Genomic DNA, 18,288 nt, shown 5'->3' with positions numbered 1-18,288 from the left:
CGGCATCAGGGCAGCGGGCGGATCGGTGCCAGGGCGGTCACAGGCGGATCGGCATCAGGATCGAGAACACGTCGGCGTCGTCGGGTCGGCGCACGGCCAGCGGGGCGATCGGCCCGTCCAGCTCCAGCACGAGCTGGCCCCGGTCGCCCGCGTCCAGGGCGTCGAGCAGGTACCGCCCGTTGACCCCGACCCGCACCGCGCCCGGGTCGTCGTCGGCGAGCGCGTCGCCGTCGAGGACCCGCAGCGCGCCCCGGTCGTCCAGGCCCAGCACGGTCACCGGCACGGCCACGCCCTCGTGCTCGCGCACCAGGGCCGGCGCCGCGCCGCTCAGCGTCGCGCGCAGCGCCGGCACGTCCACCGGGATCCGGTACGTCGGGGCGCCCGTGACGTGCCCGTGCAGCAGCCGCCGGTAGTCCGGGAAGTCGTACGGCAGCGCGGTGCCGGTGATCTCCCGGCCGGCGACGGTGACGGTGACGGCGGACCCGTCGAGCCGCAGTTGCGCCTCGGCGGCGCTCCCGGCGTCGGCGTCCAGCAGCGCGCGGACCCGGTCGACGAGGTCCACCGGGGCGAGCGCCCGCACCGGGGGGCCGTCGACCCGGCCGGACACCCGGGACACCGCCAGCCGGTGCCGGTCGGTGGCGACGAGGCGTACGCCGTCGTCCCCGGCCTCGAGCAGGACCGCCGACAGCACCGGCAGGTCGGGGTCGGTGCCGACGGCGAAGCGGACGGCGTCGATCGCGGCGGCGAGGTCGATGTGGGACAGGACGAGACGGGTGGTCATCGGGTTCTCCTCGGGGTCGATCAGGGCGCGGACGCGGGAGAGCTCGCGGCGGGCGTCGGCGAGACCGTCCTCCAGCCGTCGCAGGTGCGCGTCGAGCAGCCGGCCCAGCACGGCCGGCTCGGCGCGGTGCCGCACCGCGGCGGCGATCTCCGCCAGCGGCATCCCGACCCGGCGCAGCCCGGCCACCAGCCGGGCCGGGGCCACCTGCTCGTCGGCGTACCAGCGGTAGCCGGTGACCGGGTCGACCAGGGCCGGTACCAGCACCCCGGAGCGGTCGTAGAACCGCAGGGCGCTGATCGTCAGCCCGCTGGCCCGGGCCAACTCGCCGATGCTGCGTAGTTCGCTCTCCACACCGAGGATCCTGTTGTCTCAACCTGGTCGAGGGTCAAGCCGTGGGCCGGACGGGAACGCCGAGCAGCCGCGCCATGCCCTGACAGGCGCGCGGCACCGCGCCCGCGTCCTGGCGCAGCCGCAGCGCCTGGTGCAGGGCCAGCGCCAGCCCGGTCAGCTCGAAGACCAGCTGCTCCGGGTCGGTGCCGGCGGGCAGGTCCCCGTCGGCGACGGCCCGCAGTGCCTGCCCGCGTAGCTCGCGGTGCCAGCGGTCGGCGTACCCGAGGACGAGGTCGCGGACCGGGCCCGGCCGGTCGTCGAACTCGCTGGCGGCGGCGATGAAGAGGCATCCACCGGGGAAGACCGGACGGGCGAGGTGGCGTACCCAACTGCCGCAGACGGCGGCCAGTCTCGGCAGCCCGGCGGGTCGGTCTGCGACCGGTTCCCAGGTCTCCCGCCAGAACACGTCGGCGGCGGCCTCGACCACCTGGAGTTGCAGGGTCTCCTTGTTGCCGAACGGGCCGAGCAGCCCGGACTTGCTCATGCCGAGGTCGGCGGCGAGCCGGCCGATGGTCAGCCCGGCGAGGCCCTCGACCGAGGCGACCGCAGCACCGTGCGCCAGGATGGCGGCGCGCGTGCGGGCGGCGTCGGCCAGGGACGAGCGGGGACTCATCGGGACAGTGTAGCGACGCGCGGAGGTAATAGCGTCCGAACGTTCGGTCGCTATAGTGCGGGTCGACCCCTCACTCCAGGAGAAGTGCCGTGCCCCGAGCCGCCGCCACCGTCCGCGCCGTGCTGCGACCGCTGATGCGGCTGGCCTGGCACCCCCGCATCGACGGGGCGTCGCATGTGCCCGCCACCGGTCCGGTCATCCTGGCCAGCAACCACCTGTCCTTCCAGGACAGTGTGCTCATCCCCCTGTCCGCGCCCCGCCCGGTGTCGTTCCTGGCCAAGGCGGAGTACTTCGAGAGCCGAGGCGCCGGCGGGCTGCTGCGCCGCCAGTTCTTCGCCGGCCTCGGCGCCATCCCCGTGCGGCGGGGCGTCAACCGCGAGTTCCAGTCCTCGCTCGACGCCGCCCTCGCGCTGCTGGAGGCGGGCGGCGCCTTCGGCATCTACCCGGAGGGCACCCGCTCCCGGGACGGCCGGCTGCACCGGGGGCGCACCGGGGTGGCCTGGCTGGCGATGGCCTCCGGTGCCCCCGTGGTGCCGGTGGCGGTGGCCGGCACGGCCCGGCTGGGGTCGGCGGCGGCCCTGCTGCCCGGCGCCGCCCGGCCGACGGTCCGGTTCGGCCCGGTGCTGGAGTTCCCCGCACACCGGGGGAACGCCGGCTCCGCCCCGGCCCGTCGTCGGGTGACCGACCAGATCATGGACGCCATCGGTGCCCTTTCCGGCCAGGAGCGGGCCCACACGTACAACCCGCCGCCCGGCGACGAGCCGAGCTGACGTTCAGCGGGGCGCGTCCAGGACCCGGAAGGTCATTCCCGCCCGCACCAACCGGTTGAGCAGGGCGTCGCCCATCGCGGTCACCGGGGTCACCTGGCCGGAGGTGGCCGGCAGGCCCTCGTCCAGGGCCAGGCAGAGCGCGGACTCGGCGAGCATCTTCGCGGTCTCGTCGTACCCGGGGTCGCCGCCGGAGACCTCGGTGAGCACCCGCCGGCCGCCGCCCGAGCCGAGGAACCGCACCCGGAACCAGGACTTCGCCCGCTGCTGCGGGCTCGGCCCCTGCCCGGAGGCGAGCCGGCCGAGCAGCCAGCGCCGGGTCGGCGGGAGCTTGGCCAGCCCGACGAGGCCGCCCAGCCCGGCCGCGCCGAGCACGATCGTCGGCAGCCGCTTCACGGCGGCGAAGTGCCGGTAGCGGAAGTCCGGGCCGTACTCCGGGCGGGCCGCCGCCGACCGGCGGACCACCTGCGGGTCGATGGTCGGCAGCGGGACGGCCCAGGTGCCCAGCTCCTTCGACCGGCCCACCTTCCCGGGCACCGCGCGGACCCGGCGGCCCTCCGGCCGGGGTTCGACGGCCCGGCGCTCCCGCGCCGCCCGGCCCGCCTCGGCGGTACGCGAGAACGCGGTCAGCGCCGAGTGGTACGTCCCGGCGGAGAACCTCCCGCCGGCCCGGACGAACCCGTCCACGGTGATCGGCGCGTCCGCCGGGAGTTGTTTGACGGTGAACCAGACGCCCAGGTCGTGCGGGACGGAGTCGAAGCCGCAGGCGTGCACCAGCCGGGCCCCGGTGCGCACCGCCTCGGCGTGGTGGCGCACGTACATCCTGTCGACGAACTCCGGCTCGCCGGTGATGTCGAGGTAGTCGGTGCCGGCCGCGGCGCACGCGGCGACCAGCGGCTCGCCGTGGTGCACGTACGGCCCGACCGTGCTGGCCACCACCCGGGCGCTGCCGGCGACCCGGCGCAGCGACTCCGGGTCGGTGACGTCGGCGGTGAGCAGCGGCAGCCCGGCCAGCGCCGGGTCGATGGCGGCCAGCCGGTCCCGGACGGCCGCCAGCTTCGCCGGGTTGCGCCCGGCGAGCGCCCAGCGCAGCCCGTCCGGCGCGTGCCGGGCGAGGTATTCGGCGGTGAGCCCCCCGGTGAACCCGGTGGCCCCGAACAGAACGACGTCGTACGGCCGGTCCTCACGCATCCTGCGAGTGTCCCACCCGGGCCGGCACCCCGCCCGGCCCCGAGGACGGCCCTCAAGGACGGCCCTCAAGGACGGCCCTCAAGGACGGTCCTCAAGGACGGTCCCGAGGACAGGGCCCCGAGGACGGCTCAGGAAACGGCTCAGGGAGCGGCTCAGGGCGTGAAGACCGCGCGCAGGCAGCCGTCGGCGCGCTCGCGGAACAGGTCGTAGCCGTGCGCGCCCTGCTCCAAAGGGAGGCGGTGGGTGGCCAGGTGACCGGTGTTGATCTCGCCACGGGCCATCCGGTCCAGCAGCATCGGGATCCACCGCTGCCCGTGCTGCCGGGAGCTGCGCACGGTCAGCCCCTTGTGCATCACCGCGCCGAGCGGGAACGTGTCGACGAACCCGGTGAACGTGCCGAGCACGACGACCGTGCCGCCCTTGCGGCAGGCGTGCACCGCCTCGCGGACCGCGATCGGCCGGTCCGGGACCGTGCCGCCCCGCCCGGCGGCGGCGAACAGGTCGGCCAGCGACCGGGGTCCGGTGCCGTCCCAGGCCATCCCGACCGCCTCCACGCAGACGTCCGGGCCCCGCCCGCCGCTGCGTTCGCGCAGTTCGGCGGCGACGTCGGTGGCCCGGTAGTCGAGGGTCTCCGCGCCGACGTGCCGCTCGGCCGACCGCAGCCGGTCGGGGTGCCGGTCGATCACCACCACCCGGGCCGCGCCGCGCAGCAGGGCGGCCTGCGCGGTCATCTGGCCCACCGCCCCGGCCCCCCAGATTGCCACCACGTCGCCGGGGCACACCTCGCCCAGTTCGGCGCCGAGCCAGCCGGTCGGCACCGCGTCGGATGCGAAGACCGCCCGGTCGTCGTCCACCGGGTCGGGCACGGCGAACGCCCCGACGTCGGCGTACGGCACCCGGACGTACTCGGCATGGCTGCCGGCGAAGCCCCCGGCCGAGCGGGGCTGGCCGTAGCAGCCGCCGGTGGGCTGCCCCCACGCCTGCTCGGCGACGGCCGCCCTGGTGCTGGCGTTGTCGCAGCAGGCGTACAGGCCCTGCCGGCAGTACCAGCAGCTCCCACAGGCCACGACGGCACAGACCACCACCCGGTCGCCGACCCGGTGCCGGCGCACCCCCGGGCCCACCTCGACCACGTCGCCGAGGAACTCGTGCCCGAGCACGTCGCCGACGGTGAGGCTCGGCCCCCGGCCGCCGAGCAGCGGCAGGTCCGCCCCGCAGGTGGCGCTGCGCCGCACCCGGACGATTGCGTCGCCGGAGTTGCGCAGCTCCGGGTCGGGCACCTCGCGCACCCCGAGGCCGTCCGCGCCGAGCCAGCAGAGGGCCCTCATCCGGGCACCCCGAGGTTGTCCGCGCCGAGCCGGCAGAGCGCCCTCATCCGCGCCCCACCGACCCGTCGATCGGGCCGTCGAATGGTCCGTCCGGGGGGCGGCCAGGCCCGGCCGGTGGCGCCGGCCCGTCCAGCGGGGAGCGGTCCGGGCGGAGCAGCTCACCGGTCTCGGCGAGCTGCTTGACCTGCCGCAGGGTCTCCCGGATCGGCAGCCCGGGGTCGTCCCCGGCCAGGTGGGCGGCCGGCCCGGTGAGCGGGCCGCCGCCGGCCGACCGGGCGGCCAGTTCGGTGCCCCGCCCGCCGGGCGCCGGGCGCAGCGCCACCTCCACCCCGTCGCCGAGGCGACGCAGCGGCTCGGGTCGTCGCCCGCCCGGCAGCACCCGCTCCGGCGGCCGGTCGACGGTCACCACCTGCCAGCGGTCTCCCCGGTCCGGGCGGCCCGCCGTCCGGGACCGGTTCGCCCGCCCAGGTCCGCGCAGCGCCCGCGCCGCCGTCACCGCGGCCACCGCGCCGGCCGCCATCGCCCCGGCGGTACGGGCCACCGCCCGCGCCCTCCGCGTCCCGCGCCCCATCCGTCCCACCCACCCCTCGTCGTCGGTGGCCCTCGTCGGCCGGCGGGCACCCGGTCACCCGCCTTCGAGCTGCTGCGGACCTGGGCGGCGGACAAGCGGCCGGCCCCCGCGTGCCCCCACGGTGGCCGCCGGCCGGGTGAAGCGGGTTCCCCCCGAAGGGGTGAACCGGCCGGGGCGGGGTAACCGCCCGCCGCACGACCTGGGGAAGTGGACGCGTCCGTGGGGGTGGGGCCGGATGCCGCAGCACGACTGGGACGCCACGGCCGTGGCCGCCGCGAGCGCCGGGCCGGGGACCCACGCCGGGGACACGGTCCCGGGTTCCGCCGCCGGGTACGCCGGGGCGGGCGGGCCGCCGCCGCTGCTGGCGTCCCGGCTGGCCCCGGCCCCGCTGGCCGAGCCGGTGCTGGTCCGCCCCCGGCTGCTGCGCCGGCTGGACGAGGGGACGGCCGGCCCGGTCACCCTGGTCTCCGGCCCGGCAGGCTGGGGAAAGACCACCCTGCTCGGCTCCTGGGCCCGCACGGTCGAGTCGCCCCCGGCGTGGGTGACGGTCGAGGCGGGCGACACGGGGGCGCGGCTCTGGTCGTACCTGGCGGCGGCGCTGCACGGCGCTATCGGCCGGCGGTCCGACCCGGCGCAGCCGCCCCTGCCCGCCCCGCCCCCGGCCGACGCGCCGCCCCGCCCGGACCAGCTCGAACTGCTGGCCGCCGCGCTCGCCGCCCGGGAGCGCCCGGTGCTGCTGGTCCTGGACGACCTGCACCGGATCGCCGACCCGGCGGCGCTGACCGGGCTGGAGTTCCTGCTCCGCCACGCGGGACAGCGGCTGCGCCTGCTGGTCGGGGCGCGCACCGACCTGCCGCCGGGCCTGCACCGCCTGCGCCTGGCCGGGGAACTGACCACCGTCGGCCCCGACGAGTTGGCCTTCACCGACGACGAGGTGGCGGATCTGTTCACCGCGTACGGCGTGTACCTGCCGGCGGCGGTGGTGCCCCGGCTGCGGGAGCGCACCGCCGGCTGGGCGGCCGGGCTGCGGCTCGCCGCGCTGGCCGTGCGGGACCGGCCGGACCCGGTGCGCTGGCTGGAGCAGTTCGGCGGGGACCAGCCGGACGTCGCCAGCTACCTGCGCGAGGAGGTGCTCGACCCGCTCGACGGGGCGGCCCGGGACTGCCTGCGCCGGGGCGCGGTGGCCGACGCGTTCCGCGCCGACCTGGTCGACGCGCTGACCGGCCGCCCCGGCTCCGAGGCGGTGCTCGCCGCGCTGGCCACGACCGGGGGGTTCGTGCGTCGCGACGACAACCGGCCGCCCTGGTACCGCTGCCACCCGCTGCTGGCCGACCTGCTCCGGGCCGAGCTGGCCGGGCTGCCCGCCGAGGAGCGGCGCGAGCTGCGCCTGCGGGCGGCCGGCTGGTACGCCGGGCACGGGCGTCCCGCCGAGGCGCTGCGGCACGCGCTCGCCGCCGGTCACTGGGACCGGGCCACCGAACTGCTGGTCACCCGCTGGCCGGAGCTGATCCCGTACGACCGGGAGGGTTTCGGCGGGCCGCCGCCGGCCGCGCCGCCGGAGGAGGCGGTCCGGCGGGACCCGGAGCTGGGGCTCGCCGCCGCCGCCGAGCGGGCCCACGCCGGCGATCCGGCCGCCGCCGCCGCGCAGCTCCACCGGGCCGCCGCTCACGCCAGGTCGCTGCCCGTGCCGCGCCGGGACCGGTTCCGCCGGCTGGCCACCGCGCTGGAGGTCACCCTGGCCCGGCTGGTCGGCGACCACGACGAGGTACGCCGGGCGGCGCACCGGTTGCTCGCCACGCGTACCCCCGGGGGGCCGGCGGACGACCCGCGCACCGGCGCGGCCGACGATGCCGACGTGCGGGCGACGGCCGGCGCGGCGCTCGGCCTGGCCGCGTTGGCCGACGGCGACCTGCGCGGCGCGGCGGCCGAGTTCGGGCCGGCGCTGGCGGCGGCCCGGGAGGGCGGGCGGCCCCGCACCGAACTGCTCTGCGCGAGCCGGTCGGCCCTGCTGCACGCGGCCCTGGGTGAGCTGCGGGCGGCCGAGCGGACCGCCCGGGAGGCGTTGGACCTGCCGGCCTGCCAGGGCTGGTCCTGCCGGGTCGACTGCGCGCACGGGCACCTGGCGCTGGCCCTGGTGGCGCTGCACCGGGACCAGCCCGACGAGGCGGCGGCGCACCTGGCGCTGGCCGCCCCGGCCACCGGCGGCGACGCCCCCGGCGCCCCTGGCATCCCCCGCGACCCCGGCGCCCCTGGTGGCCCTGGTGGCCCCCGAGCCTCCCGCGACCTCGGTGGCCCCCGCGACCTCGGTGGCCCCCGCGACCTCGGTGGTTCCCGCGATCTCGGCGGTGACGGCGGTCCCCGCGCCCGCGGCGACTCCGGCGACGTCGGGGAGCCGTCGGTCGCGGCGCTCGCCGCGCTGTGCCGGGCAGAGCTGCTGAGCGACCGGGGCGACCCGGCCGCCGGCCTGCGCCTGCTCGCGGCGGCGCGGGACCGCTTCGGCGGGGCCGGGGAGGGGCCGGCCGGGGCGCGGGAGCTCGCCGGCCGGCTGCTGGCCGCCGAGGCGGAGCTGCGGGCCGCCCACGGCGACCTGGGCACCGCCCGGGAGTTGTTCGCCGACGGGCTGCGTCACCCGGACGGCCCGGCGCCGGCGGTGGCGGTGGCCCTGGCCCGCATCGAGCTGCGCGCCGGGGACGCGCGGGCCGCCGGGCACGCCCTGCCGGACTGGGACGGCCCCGACGCCGCAGCCTGGCCGCTGCCCGTACGCCTCGACGCTGCGCTGCTCGACGCGGTGCTGGCCCGGCGGGCCGGCGACGAGCGGCGGGCCGGGCGGCTGCTGGAGCGGGCGCTGGAGCTGGCCGAACCGGACGGGTACCGGCGGGTCTTCACCCGGGCCGAGCCGGGGGCGCGGGACCTGCTCGCCGCGCACCTGGACTCCGGCACGGCGCACTGGCCGACGGTCAGCGACCTGGTCCGCGCCCAGGAGCCGACCGACCGGCCGGACCCGGCGTCGGGGCGGCCGCTGGAGGAGCCGCTCACCGAGCGGGAGCTGACCATCCTGCGGTACCTGCAGAGCATCCTGTCCAACGTGGAGATCGCCGGCGAGCTGTCGCTGTCGGTCAACACGGTCAAGACGCACGTGCGCAACATCTACCGCAAGCTGGACGCCACCCGCCGCCGGGAGGCCGTCCGGCGGGCCCGGGAGCTGCACCTGATCTGAGCCTCGCGGGGCCCGGCGTCGTGGCCCCGCGAGGCGTGGGTCCGGGGGCGTGGGTTGCTATGGGCGCCGTGCCAGCCATACCGTCCGGGTCGCCCGGACGGTGAGGTCGTCGCGGTCGAGGACGCCGGCCGCGAGCGTGTCGAGGGCGGCCAGGTCGTCGGCCCCGAGCCGGCCGTCGAGACCGTGCCGCAGGCGCTGCAGGCAGAGCTGGGCGTAGCGGCCGGTGGCCGGGGGCAGGGGCGCTCGCAGGGCGATGTCGAAGTGCCGCTGCGCTTCGACGGTGAAGCCGGCCTTCGTGAGGTGGGCCGTCCAGTCCTGGCCGATGTGCATTCCCGCCTCGGCGCGGATCTCGGCGATGGCGGCGTTGCCGCGTTCCTCCAGCGCCGCGCCGGCGTCGTCGGGCAGGAATCGGGGGAGCGAGTCCAGCTCGGTGGCCACGAGGATGCCGCCGGGCCGCAGCGCCGCGAGGGCCTGGGCGAGGGTACGAACGGGGTCGGCCATGTGGTGCAGCGAGGCCGACGCCCACACCAGGTCGGCGGGCCCGAGGTCCGGCCACGGCTGGTCCAGGTCGGCCTGCACGGTGCGGATCCGGTCCGCGACGCCGGACGCCTGGGCCTTGTGCCGTAGGTGCTCGAGCATCTCGTCGGAGAGGTCCACCGCGATGACCTCGGCGTCCGGCAGGTGTCGGGCCAACGCGAGGGTGCCGGTGCCCGTGCCGGCGCCCACGTCGATGATGCGGGGCCGGTCGGGGACCAGCGAGCCGGCCCAGGCGATCACCTCGCGGTGGAACTCGTGCAGAACGTCGGCGTCGAGGTCGAGCATTTCGCCCAGGTGAGAATGTGCCATGCCGACGACCGTACCCGCCCATTGCTGGGATGGCATAGCATCTTGCGTATGACGCAAGACGGTGAGTTGGACGCCCTGGTTCGGCAGCGGATCCGAGGGCTGCGGGTGGCGCGCGGCTGGTCGCTCGATGACCTGGCAGCCCGCTGTTTTCTGAGTCCGTCGACGCTGAGCCGGATCGAGACCGGCCACCGGCGGATCGCCCTGGACCAGTTGACGCCGATCGCCCGGGCGCTGGGCACCACGCTCGACCAACTGGTGGAGTCGGGCGCCGACGACGACGTGGTGATCCGTCCCCACCGTGACGAGGCGCGTGGCGTCACCACCTGGCTGCTGTCCCGCGAGGGCGCACCGCACGGCGTGACGGTCGCCAAGATGCGGATCACCCGGTCGATCCCCGACGAGGGGCGGGTGCATCCGGGCCGGGACTGGTTCACCGTGCTCTCCGGCACGGTGGTGCTACGCCTCGGCGAGCGGACCATCCTGGTCGAGGCCGGTCAGGCGGCGGAGTTCTCCACGATGGTGCCGCACGCGTTCGGCGCACACGGCGGTGCGGCCGAGATCCTGTGCATCCTCGACCACGACGGGGAACGCACCCACCTGGCGCCGGCAAGGCCCTGACCGGGCCCGACGCCGCCCACCACGAGGGGCCGGCAAGCGGCGCCGCCTGAAGCTATGGGTGGGGTGTCAGGCGGTGGCGGCCTGGTCGACGGCGGCCAGCAGCTCGGGCAGGGCGTGCCCGCCCTCATACCGGACGTCGTTGAGGAACAGCGTCGGGGTGCCGCTCACCCCGCTGCGGATGCCCCCGACGAAGTCCCGCCGGACCCGGTCGGCGTGGGCGTGTCGCTCCAGCTCGCCGCCCACCTCGTCGGCGGGCAGGCCGAGCTGCGCCACCCCGAGCCCCAGGTGCACCGGGTCGAGCTGGTCCTGGTGCTCGTACAGCCAGTCGTGCATCTCCCAGAACCTGTCCCGCCGCCCGGCCGCCTCGGCGACCTCGGCGGCGCTCTCGGCGTACGGATGGACGTTGGCGATCGGGAAGTGCCGGTAGACCAGCCGGACCACGTCGGCCCGCTGGCGCAGCAGCTCGGCGAGGTTCGAGTGCACCGCGCCGCAGTGCCCGCACTGGAAGTCGCCGTACTCGACGAGGGTCACCGGCGCGTCCGCCGGCCCCCGGGCGTGGTCGGTCCCGGTCACCGGCACCCGAAGTCGGGCGGTGACCTGCAACGGCGTGGTCATCCGGCCACCACCGTGAGGCGGTTGCGCACCTCGTGGACGCCGGGCGCCGACCAGACCGTCCGCTCCACCGCCTCGCGCTCCGGCACCGAGTGCACCGTGCCCTCCAGCAGCACGGCGTCGCCGCGTACCCGCACGGTGACCTGCTCGCCGTCGACCGCCGCGGCGCGGGCCAGCGCGTCGATGATCCGGTCGGCGAGGTCGTCGGTGTCCGGCCGGACCGCCGGCCGCACGGTGACCCCGTTGCTCAGCCCGCGTACGCCGGTCAGCCGGCCGACGACGCGTTCGGTGGCCCGGCGCTGGTACTCCCACTCCACCTCGCCGTGCAGGGTGACCCACCCGTCGGCGACGGTGATCTCCAGCCGCTCGACCGGCACGAACGCGTCCCACTCCAGCGCCCGCCCGACGGCCGTCGCCAGCTCGGCGTCGGTGCGCTCGGCCGAGCCGGGCAACCGGACGGTGAGGTCGTTGGCGACCGCCCGGACCCGGGCGACGTGGTGGGCGGCGCGTTCCGCCACCCACTTCTTCGCGTAGCTGTCCACCCAGCCGGTCAGGGTGACCACGCCCCCGGTGACGGTCACGCCGATCTCGTGGGGCTGGACCCGCGGCTCCCAGGTCAGCTCGTCCAGCACGTCGGACTGGATGTCCTGGTCGGTGCGGGTGGTCGTCGCGGTGGCCATCGCTGCATCCTCCCGAATGTCGACGAACGGTCGGCGGCGCGCGTGGGCCCGCCCGCCGGGGCCGATCCTGCCGCCGGAGGGGGTGAACCGGACCCACCCCGGTCGGGTGAGGGCGCCCGCACAGCGCCGTCCCGGCGCGCGGTGGTGGCCGGGCGTCGACAAGGGCCCACCGGGTCCGGCACCATCTGTGGGCGGCGTGACTGTCGGCGGCGGGGAGCAAGCGATGAGTGAGGTTCGCGCGACGGCTCCGGCCGCCGCCCCCAAGCGGTGGGGCCCCGGGCGGTGGGGCCCTGGGCGGGGCCGGGCGGTGGCCGTCCGGCTGGGCCTGCTGGCCCGGCACGAGTGGACCCTCGCGGTGCTCGGCTCGCTGCTGCTCGCCGCCGTGCTGACCTGGCCGACGCTGCGCGACCTGGCCGGCACCATCCCGCAGGACACCGGAGACCCGACGCTCCAGGCGTGGCAGGTCGCGTGGGGCGGGCACGCCCTGCTCACCGACCCGGCGCAGGTCTGGCACTCGAACACGTTCTGGCCGGAGCCGTACACCTACGCCTACTCCGACACGCTGCTCGGCTACGCCCCGTTCGGGATGATCGGGCACGGGCCGGTCGCCGCCGTGGTCCGCTACAACCTGCTGTACGTGCTGGTGCACGCGCTGGCCTTCGTCGGGGCGTACGCGCTGTCCCGGCAGCTCGGCGCGGGCTGGGCGGGCGCCGCGGTGGCCGGGGCGTCCTTCGCGTACGCGCCGTGGAAGCTGGCCCAGGCCGGGCACCTGCACGTGCTCAGCATCGGCGGGATCGCGCTGGCGCTGGCCATGCTCGCCCGGGGGCACGGCTGGTCGCTGCGGCACGGGTACCGGCCGGACCGGGCCCGGCCGGGCTGGGCGGGGGCCGGCTGGCTGGTCGCCGCCTGGCAGGTCAGCCTCGGCTTCGGCATCGGCCTGCCCTTCGCGTACGTGCTGGGGCTGCTCTGCCTCGGCGTGGCCGGCGGGTACGGCTGGTCGTGGTGGCGGCGGGAACGGCCGGCGTTTCCGCGCCGGCTGCTGGTGGCGGACCTGGCCGGCGGCGCCTTCTTCGCCGGGGTGACCCTGCTGATGGCCGCGCCCTACTTCGAGGTGGTGGCCCGGCACCCGGCCGGCCGACGGACGGTCGAACAGATCGCGATGTTCTCCCCGCCGGTGCGCGGCTTCCTCACCGCGCCGCCGGAGTCCTGGCTGTGGGGGGAGCGGCACACCGCCGCCCGGGCCACCCTGAGCTTCGCCGGGGAGATGACCCTGCTGCCCGGGATGGTGCTGATCGGGCTCGCCGTCGCCGGGCTGTTCTTCTCGGCGTGGCGGCTGCGGCACCGGCTGGCGCTGGCCGCCGGGGTGCTGGTCAGCGCGGCGCTGGCCGCCGGCACCACGCTGTTCGGCGACGGCGACCCCGGCTACGTCACCCTGGTGGAGCACGTGCCCGGCTGGGACGGCGTGCGCACCCCGGGCCGGCTGGTGCTCTGGACGACGCTGCTGCTGGGCGTCCTCGCCGCCGGGGCGCTGACCGTTCGCGAGCCGGACCCGGAGCCGGGATCGCCCGGCGGCCGGTGGCGGCGGTGGGGGCAGGCGGCGCTGGTGCTCCCGATGCTGCTGGTGCTCGCCGAGGGAGTCAACCGCACCCCGCACGTGCCCGCCCCGGTGCAGCCGGCGGCGCTGCACGGGCTGCGCGGGCCGGCGCTGGTGCTACCCAGCGACGGCATCCGGGAGTTCCACGTGATGCTCTGGTCCACCGACGGCTTCCCGCAGGTGGCCAACGGGCTGGCGTCGTTCACCCCGGCCGGCCAGCAGGAGATCCGGGCGGCGAGCGGGGGCTTCCCCGACGCGGCGTCGGTGGCGTACCTGCGGGGGATCGGGGTGCGCACGGTGGTGCTGCTGCCGGCGTACGCGGCCGGCACGCCGTGGGCCGACGTGGAGGCCCGGCCGGTGGACGGGCTGGGCATCCGGCGGGAGACCGTCGGCGACGGGCTCGTCTACCACCTCGACTGAGCCGCCGCCGCGCTTTGCGACCCCGCAGGGCAGGGCAGGGCGTGGCCCGGGCCGGTCCGCCGACTTTGTTGGGAGCGCTTCCAAACCTGTTGGGGGAGAGGCTACTGTGAATCCTTCCTCGGCAGCGGGAGCCACGCATGCCGGTGGGGAGCCTGGGCCGCTCCCCCCACCTCGACGCGCCAGGGCACGGTCGCCCCGTCGACCGCCGCGCGTCGTGCTCGTACCCACCACCACGGGCATCCCGAGAGGAACCGCAGATGCGGAGAGGTCTCGTCGGCGCGGTCACCACCGTGCTGGCCGCCGCCACGGCAGTCGTGGCCGTTCAGTTCACCGTCGCCCCGTCCGCCCCGGCCGCCGCCGCGGCGGCGGAGCCGTACTCCTGGAAGAACGTCCGGATCGACGGCGGCGGCTTCGTCCCCGGCATCGTGTTCAACCAGACCGAGAGGAACCTGATCTACGCCCGCACCGACATCGGCGGCGCGTACCGCTGGGAGCAGGCCAGCCAGTCCTGGACGCCGCTGCTCGACTGGGTCGGCCCCGACAAGTGGGGCTACAACGGCGTGGTCAGCCTCGCCACCGACCCGGTGCAGACCAACCGGGTGTACGCCGCCGTCGGCATGTACACCAACGACTGGGACCCGAACAAGGGCGCGATCCTGCGTTCCGCGGACAAGGGCGCCACCTGGCAGGTCACCGAGTTGCCGTTCAAGAACGGCGGCAACATGCCCGGCCGGGGCATGGGCGAGCGGCTGGCGATCGACCCGAACAGGAACAGCGTCCTGTACTACGGCGCCGAGGGCGGCAACGGCCTGTGGCGCAGCACCGACTTCGGGGCGACCTGGGCCAAGGTGGCGAACTTCCCCAACGTCGGCAACTACCGGGCCGACCCGAACGACAGCAGCGGCTACCAGAGCCAGAACCAGGGCCTGACCTGGGTCAGCTTCGACAAGAGCACCGGCACGGCCGGCAACGCCACCCAGACCGTCTACGTCGGCGTGGCGGACAAGGAGAACCCGGTCTACCGCAGCACCAACGGCGGCACGACCTGGGAGCGGATCGCCGGCCAGCCCACCGGCCACCTCGCCCACAAGGGCGTGGTGGACCCGGTCGGCGGCTACCTCTACATCGCCACCAGCGACACCGGCGGCCCGTACGACGGGGCCAAGGGTGACGTGTGGAAGTTCAACCGGGCCACCGGCGCGTGGACGCGGATCAGCCCGATCCCGTCGTCCAGCACCGACGCGTACTTCGGCTACTCCGGGCTGACCATCGACCGGCAGAAGCCGAACACCCTCATGGTGGCCACCCAGACCTCCTGGTGGCCGGACGCCATCTTCTGGCGCAGCACCGACGGGGGCGCGACCTGGACCCGGATCTGGGACTGGGGCAGCTACCCGAACAAGACCAAGAAGTACACGATGGACGTCAGCTCCGCGCCGTGGCTGACCTTCGGCAGCAACCCGTCCCCGCCGGAGGAGACCCCGAAGCTGGGCTGGATGAACGAGTCGGTGGAGATCGACCCGTTCGACTCCAACCGCTTCCTGTACGGCACCGGCGCGACCATCTACGGCAGCACCGACCTGACCAAGTGGGACACCGGCGGCCAGCTCACCATCAAACCGATGGTCAAGGGGCTGGAGGAGACCGCCGTGCTCGACCTGGTCAGCCCGCCGTCCGGGGCGCCGCTGGTCAGCGCGCTCGGTGACATCGGCGGCTTCCGGCACACCGACCTCGCGGCCGTGCCGCCGATGATGTTCACCCAGCCGAACTTCACCAGCACCACCAGCCTCGACTACGCCGAGACCAACCCGTCGGTGCTGGTGCGGGCCGGCAACTTCACCGACGCGGACCGGCCCAACGACAGCCACGTCGCGTTCTCCACCGACGGCGGGGGGAACTGGTTCCAGGGCGGCGAGCCGTCCGGGATCAACAGCGGCGGCACGGTCGCCGCGTCCGCCGACGGCAGCCAGTTCGTCTGGGCGCCCGGCGACGCCGGTCAGGCCGTGGTCCGCTCGGTCGGCTTCGGCAACTCGTGGACCGCGGCGACCGGCATCCCGGCCAACGCGGTGGTCGAGTCCGACCGGGTCAACAAGAACAAGTTCTACGGCTTCGGCGGCGGCAGATTCTACGTCAGCACCAACGGCGGGGCCAGCTTCGCCGCGTCGGCCGCCGCCGGCCTGCCGAGCACCGGCAACGTGAAGTTCAAGGCGCTGCCCGGCAGGGAGGGCGACATCTGGCTGGCCGGCGAGGGCGGCCTGTGGCACTCCACCGACTCCGGCGCCGCCTTCACCAAGCTCGCCAACGTGTCGTCGGCGGTGAACATCGGCTTCGGCAAGGCGGCCCCCGGGCAGACGTATCCGGCGCTGTTCACCTTCGGCACGGTCGACGGCCAGCACGGCGTGTTCCGGTCCGACAACGCCGGCGCGAGCTGGGTCCGGATCAACGACGACAAGCACCAGTACGGCAACGCGGGCGAGGCGCTGACCGGCGACCCCCGGGTCTACGGCCGGGTCTACCTGGGCACCAACGGCCGGGGCATCCTCGTCGCCGACCGGCTCGGCGGCACGACCAGCCCGTCGCCGACCACGCCCGCGCCGACCACCCCGGCGCCCACCACCCCCGCGCCGACGACGCCCCCGCCCACCACGCCTCCGCCGTCCCCGACCACGCCGGCGCCGGTCGGCGGCTGCACGGCGACGTACAAGGTGACCGGCTCCTGGTCGGGCGGCTTCCAGGGCGAGGTGACCGTCAGGAACAACGGGTCGCCGAGCAGCGCCTGGTCGGTGGCCTGGAACTACGCCGACGGGCAGCGGCTCACCCAGCTCTGGGGCGGTTCGTTCACCCAGACCGGCACCCAGGTCGTGGTGCGGGACGCCGGCTGGAACGGTGCCCTCGGCACCGGCGCCAGCACCACCTTCGGCCTCCTCGGCAGCTTCACCGGGGCGAACTCGGTGCCGGTGCTGAGCTGCACCGCAACCGTCGCCCGCTAGCCAAGGCGCGGTCGGTCGGCGGCGTCCCCGGCGTCCGGGCGGCCCCGCGCGTGGGGGCCGGTCGGGTCTGGTTCTCGGCCGGTTGGTCGGTCGGGTCTGGTTCTCGGCCGGTCGGCCGGTCCGGCGGCGCGGCGGGGAGACCGTCGCGCCGCCGGACCGGGCGGGATCAGCCGTCGAGGCCGACGGGGGAGTCGGGCCGGTCGACGTCGACGAACTCGATGTCGTCGGCGTCCCGGTCGCCCCGGCCGCCGGCGGCCCGGGCGGCCGACCCCGCGGCCCAGCCGACCGCCGCGCCGACCAGCGCGGCGCCGATCAGCAGCGTCCAGGGCAGGGCCGGGCGGCGGCCGGCGAGCGAGTCGAAGGCCCGCAACGCCCGGCGGCGGGCCTCCTCGGCCGCGGAGCCGACCAGGTCACCGGCGTCATCGGCGAGGCCTGAACCGTTGCGGCGGGCCGAGCGGGCGGTGTCCCGGACGCTGTCCCCGGCGGAGCTGACGGCGGAGACCAGGTGCTGCCACGCCTGGTCCGCGATCCGCTCGGGCTTGCTGCGGCGTTCCAGCAGATCGGTTCCGAACATCGTTCTTACCTCCTCGGGGTGCCGAAGCTTGCGGCCACTTCGGACTTTCGGCTAGGGCAGGGCTCGGGCGCCCCGCCCACCGGCGTGGTCCGGCGGTCCGCCCGTCCGCCCACTCGGGCAGTGCCCCGCCGGACCCGGCCGCAAACCCGGCCCGGCCGGTGGCGGCCCAGTCCGGCGGTGGTCAGTCCGGCGGTGATCAGCGGACGGACACCACCGCAGCGCCACGGGCGAAGTCGTCGTCGTCATCATCGTCGTCGTCACCCGCGCCGCCGAAGCCACAGGCCAGCATGAGGGCGAGCAACACGCCGACGCCGGCGAGGCCGGCCAATCTCCGGATCATGAGTGGTCCTTCCGTAGTACGGGTGACGGACGCCACCGAGCGTAGGCGGGGCGGGCAACGGTGGCGGATCGCCCGCCGTGACCTCTCTCACCGGGTCCCGCGAGGCACGCCCGGCACACAATGTGCGCGCGAAGGTCGGGGGTCACCGTTACCCTGGGTCGGCGACATCGGCTTCCGGGCCGATCGTCCGCTGAGCAGGACCTGAAAAGTCCGGATAAGGGCCAGCCGCTGTGCCTTGATCCAGGAATTGCTCATCCCGAGGGGTGGCGACCGAGGCCGTCGGAGGAATACTCTCGGTCGCGGCCCGCGTACTGATGAGGCGCCCGTGAACGGGCGAGTGGAGGTGCTCGCGTGAGCCTGTCGATCGTGAAGTCGGTCCTGTCTGGTGGTGTCATCGAGATCGTCCCGCGTGGCGAAATCGACGTCGACACCGCGTACGAGGTGCGCGAAGCCATCGCAGAGGTGCTCGCCAAGGGGCGTCCCGCCCGCATTGAGCTCAACATGCGCCTCGTCACCTTCATCGACTCCGTCGGAATCAGCGCGATGGTGGCTGGTTTCCAGACCGCCGAGGTCAGCAGCGTGAAGCTGGTCGTCACCGAGCCGAGCCGGTTCGTGCACCGGCAGCTCTGGGTGACCGGGCTGCTCGGCCTGTTCGGCGCCCCGGAGCCCTACTACGCCGGCGCCGGCGCCGCCACTCCCACCCCCGAGGCGCTGCCGGGCGCCTGACGGCCGCCCGCCCCGGGCGTCCCGTCTCCG

General features: G+C 75.9%; 16 protein-coding genes. 6 read left to right on the top strand and 10 right to left on the bottom strand.

The features are described from left to right. Positions 1–37: 37 nt before the first annotated feature. Positions 38–1,132 carry a MerR family transcriptional regulator gene (locus tag OG617_RS06250; protein WP_405099509.1) on the bottom strand — a complete coding sequence of 365 codons (1,095 nt, stop codon included), beginning with the start codon at positions 1,130–1,132 and terminating at the stop codon, positions 38–40. A 34-nt stretch (positions 1,133–1,166) separates the two neighbouring features. Further along, positions 1,167–1,784 carry a TetR/AcrR family transcriptional regulator gene (locus OG617_RS06245; RefSeq protein ID WP_405099507.1) on the bottom strand — a complete coding sequence of 206 codons (618 nt, stop codon included), beginning with the start codon at positions 1,782–1,784 and terminating at the stop codon, positions 1,167–1,169. 89 nt (positions 1,785–1,873) lie between these two features. Between OG617_RS06245 and OG617_RS06240 the strand changes: the two genes are divergently transcribed. Further along, complete coding sequence (locus tag OG617_RS06240; protein ID WP_405099505.1) at positions 1,874–2,554, top strand: lysophospholipid acyltransferase family protein; 681 nt, start codon at positions 1,874–1,876, stop codon at positions 2,552–2,554. 3 nt (positions 2,555–2,557) lie between these two features. Here OG617_RS06240 and OG617_RS06235 read toward each other — a convergent pair whose 3' ends face one another. From OG617_RS06235 to OG617_RS06225, 3 genes are all read right to left on the bottom strand, one after another. After that, a complete protein-coding gene (locus tag OG617_RS06235; RefSeq protein ID WP_405099503.1) occupies positions 2,558–3,742 on the bottom strand; it encodes a saccharopine dehydrogenase family protein in 1,185 nt (394 codons plus the stop codon). 152 nt (positions 3,743–3,894) lie between these two features. Next, complete coding sequence (locus tag OG617_RS06230; RefSeq protein ID WP_405099501.1) at positions 3,895–5,070, bottom strand: alcohol dehydrogenase catalytic domain-containing protein; 1,176 nt, start codon at positions 5,068–5,070, stop codon at positions 3,895–3,897. A 43-nt stretch (positions 5,071–5,113) separates the two neighbouring features. After that, on the bottom strand, positions 5,114–5,641 hold the full coding sequence (locus OG617_RS06225) for a hypothetical protein (protein ID WP_405099499.1): 528 nt from the start codon (positions 5,639–5,641) through the stop codon (positions 5,114–5,116). Positions 5,642–5,876: 235 nt separating this feature from the next. Between OG617_RS06225 and OG617_RS06220 the strand changes: the two genes are divergently transcribed. Beyond that, positions 5,877–8,858 (top strand): LuxR C-terminal-related transcriptional regulator, encoded by a 2,982-nt coding sequence (locus OG617_RS06220; RefSeq protein WP_405099497.1) that lies wholly within the window; start codon positions 5,877–5,879, stop codon positions 8,856–8,858. Between the two features lie 57 nt (positions 8,859–8,915). Here OG617_RS06220 and OG617_RS06215 read toward each other — a convergent pair whose 3' ends face one another. Then, a complete protein-coding gene (locus OG617_RS06215) occupies positions 8,916–9,704 on the bottom strand; it encodes a class I SAM-dependent methyltransferase (RefSeq protein ID WP_405099495.1) in 789 nt (262 codons plus the stop codon). Between the two features lie 48 nt (positions 9,705–9,752). On the opposite strand from OG617_RS06215, the gene OG617_RS06210 reads away from it, so the two are divergent. Then, positions 9,753–10,322 carry a helix-turn-helix domain-containing protein gene (locus OG617_RS06210; RefSeq protein ID WP_405099493.1) on the top strand — a complete coding sequence of 190 codons (570 nt, stop codon included), beginning with the start codon at positions 9,753–9,755 and terminating at the stop codon, positions 10,320–10,322. A 66-nt stretch (positions 10,323–10,388) separates the two neighbouring features. Here OG617_RS06210 and OG617_RS06205 read toward each other — a convergent pair whose 3' ends face one another. Both OG617_RS06205 and OG617_RS06200 read right to left on the bottom strand, forming a co-directional pair. Continuing rightward, positions 10,389–10,937 (bottom strand): DsbA family protein, encoded by a 549-nt coding sequence (locus tag OG617_RS06205; protein ID WP_405099491.1) that lies wholly within the window; start codon positions 10,935–10,937, stop codon positions 10,389–10,391. After that, positions 10,934–11,614, bottom strand: coding sequence for a BON domain-containing protein (locus tag OG617_RS06200; RefSeq protein WP_405099489.1), 681 nt, complete (start codon positions 11,612–11,614; stop codon positions 10,934–10,936). Before OG617_RS06200 ends, OG617_RS06205 begins: the two co-directional genes overlap by 4 nt. A 223-nt stretch (positions 11,615–11,837) precedes the next feature. Here OG617_RS06200 and OG617_RS06195 point away from each other — a divergent pair, with 223 nt between their 5' ends. Both OG617_RS06195 and OG617_RS06190 read left to right on the top strand, forming a co-directional pair. After that, on the top strand, positions 11,838–13,628 hold the full coding sequence (locus tag OG617_RS06195) for a hypothetical protein (RefSeq protein ID WP_405099487.1): 1,791 nt from the start codon (positions 11,838–11,840) through the stop codon (positions 13,626–13,628). A 257-nt stretch (positions 13,629–13,885) separates the two neighbouring features. Further along, a complete protein-coding gene (locus OG617_RS06190; protein WP_405099485.1) occupies positions 13,886–16,618 on the top strand; it encodes a cellulose binding domain-containing protein in 2,733 nt (910 codons plus the stop codon). A gap of 166 nt (positions 16,619–16,784) precedes the next feature. Here the strand turns inward: OG617_RS06190 and OG617_RS06185 are convergent, their stop codons facing one another. Beyond that, a complete protein-coding gene (locus OG617_RS06185) occupies positions 16,785–17,192 on the bottom strand; it encodes a hypothetical protein (RefSeq protein ID WP_396681695.1) in 408 nt (135 codons plus the stop codon). 196 nt (positions 17,193–17,388) lie between these two features. Then, on the bottom strand, positions 17,389–17,532 hold the full coding sequence (locus OG617_RS06180; protein ID WP_405099483.1) for a hypothetical protein: 144 nt from the start codon (positions 17,530–17,532) through the stop codon (positions 17,389–17,391). A gap of 351 nt (positions 17,533–17,883) precedes the next feature. Here OG617_RS06180 and OG617_RS06175 point away from each other — a divergent pair, with 351 nt between their 5' ends. Beyond that, positions 17,884–18,258, top strand: coding sequence for an STAS domain-containing protein (locus OG617_RS06175; protein WP_405099481.1), 375 nt, complete (start codon positions 17,884–17,886; stop codon positions 18,256–18,258). Positions 18,259–18,288 lie beyond the last annotated feature (30 nt).

The sequence above is a fragment of the Micromonospora sp. NBC_01412 genome (assembly GCF_045040215.1).
GTDB classification, from domain to species: Bacteria; Actinomycetota; Actinomycetes; order Mycobacteriales; family Micromonosporaceae; genus Micromonospora; species Micromonospora rubida.
Note: the sequence above shows the minus strand (reverse complement) of the source record. Positions and strands in the feature narration are given on the sequence as shown.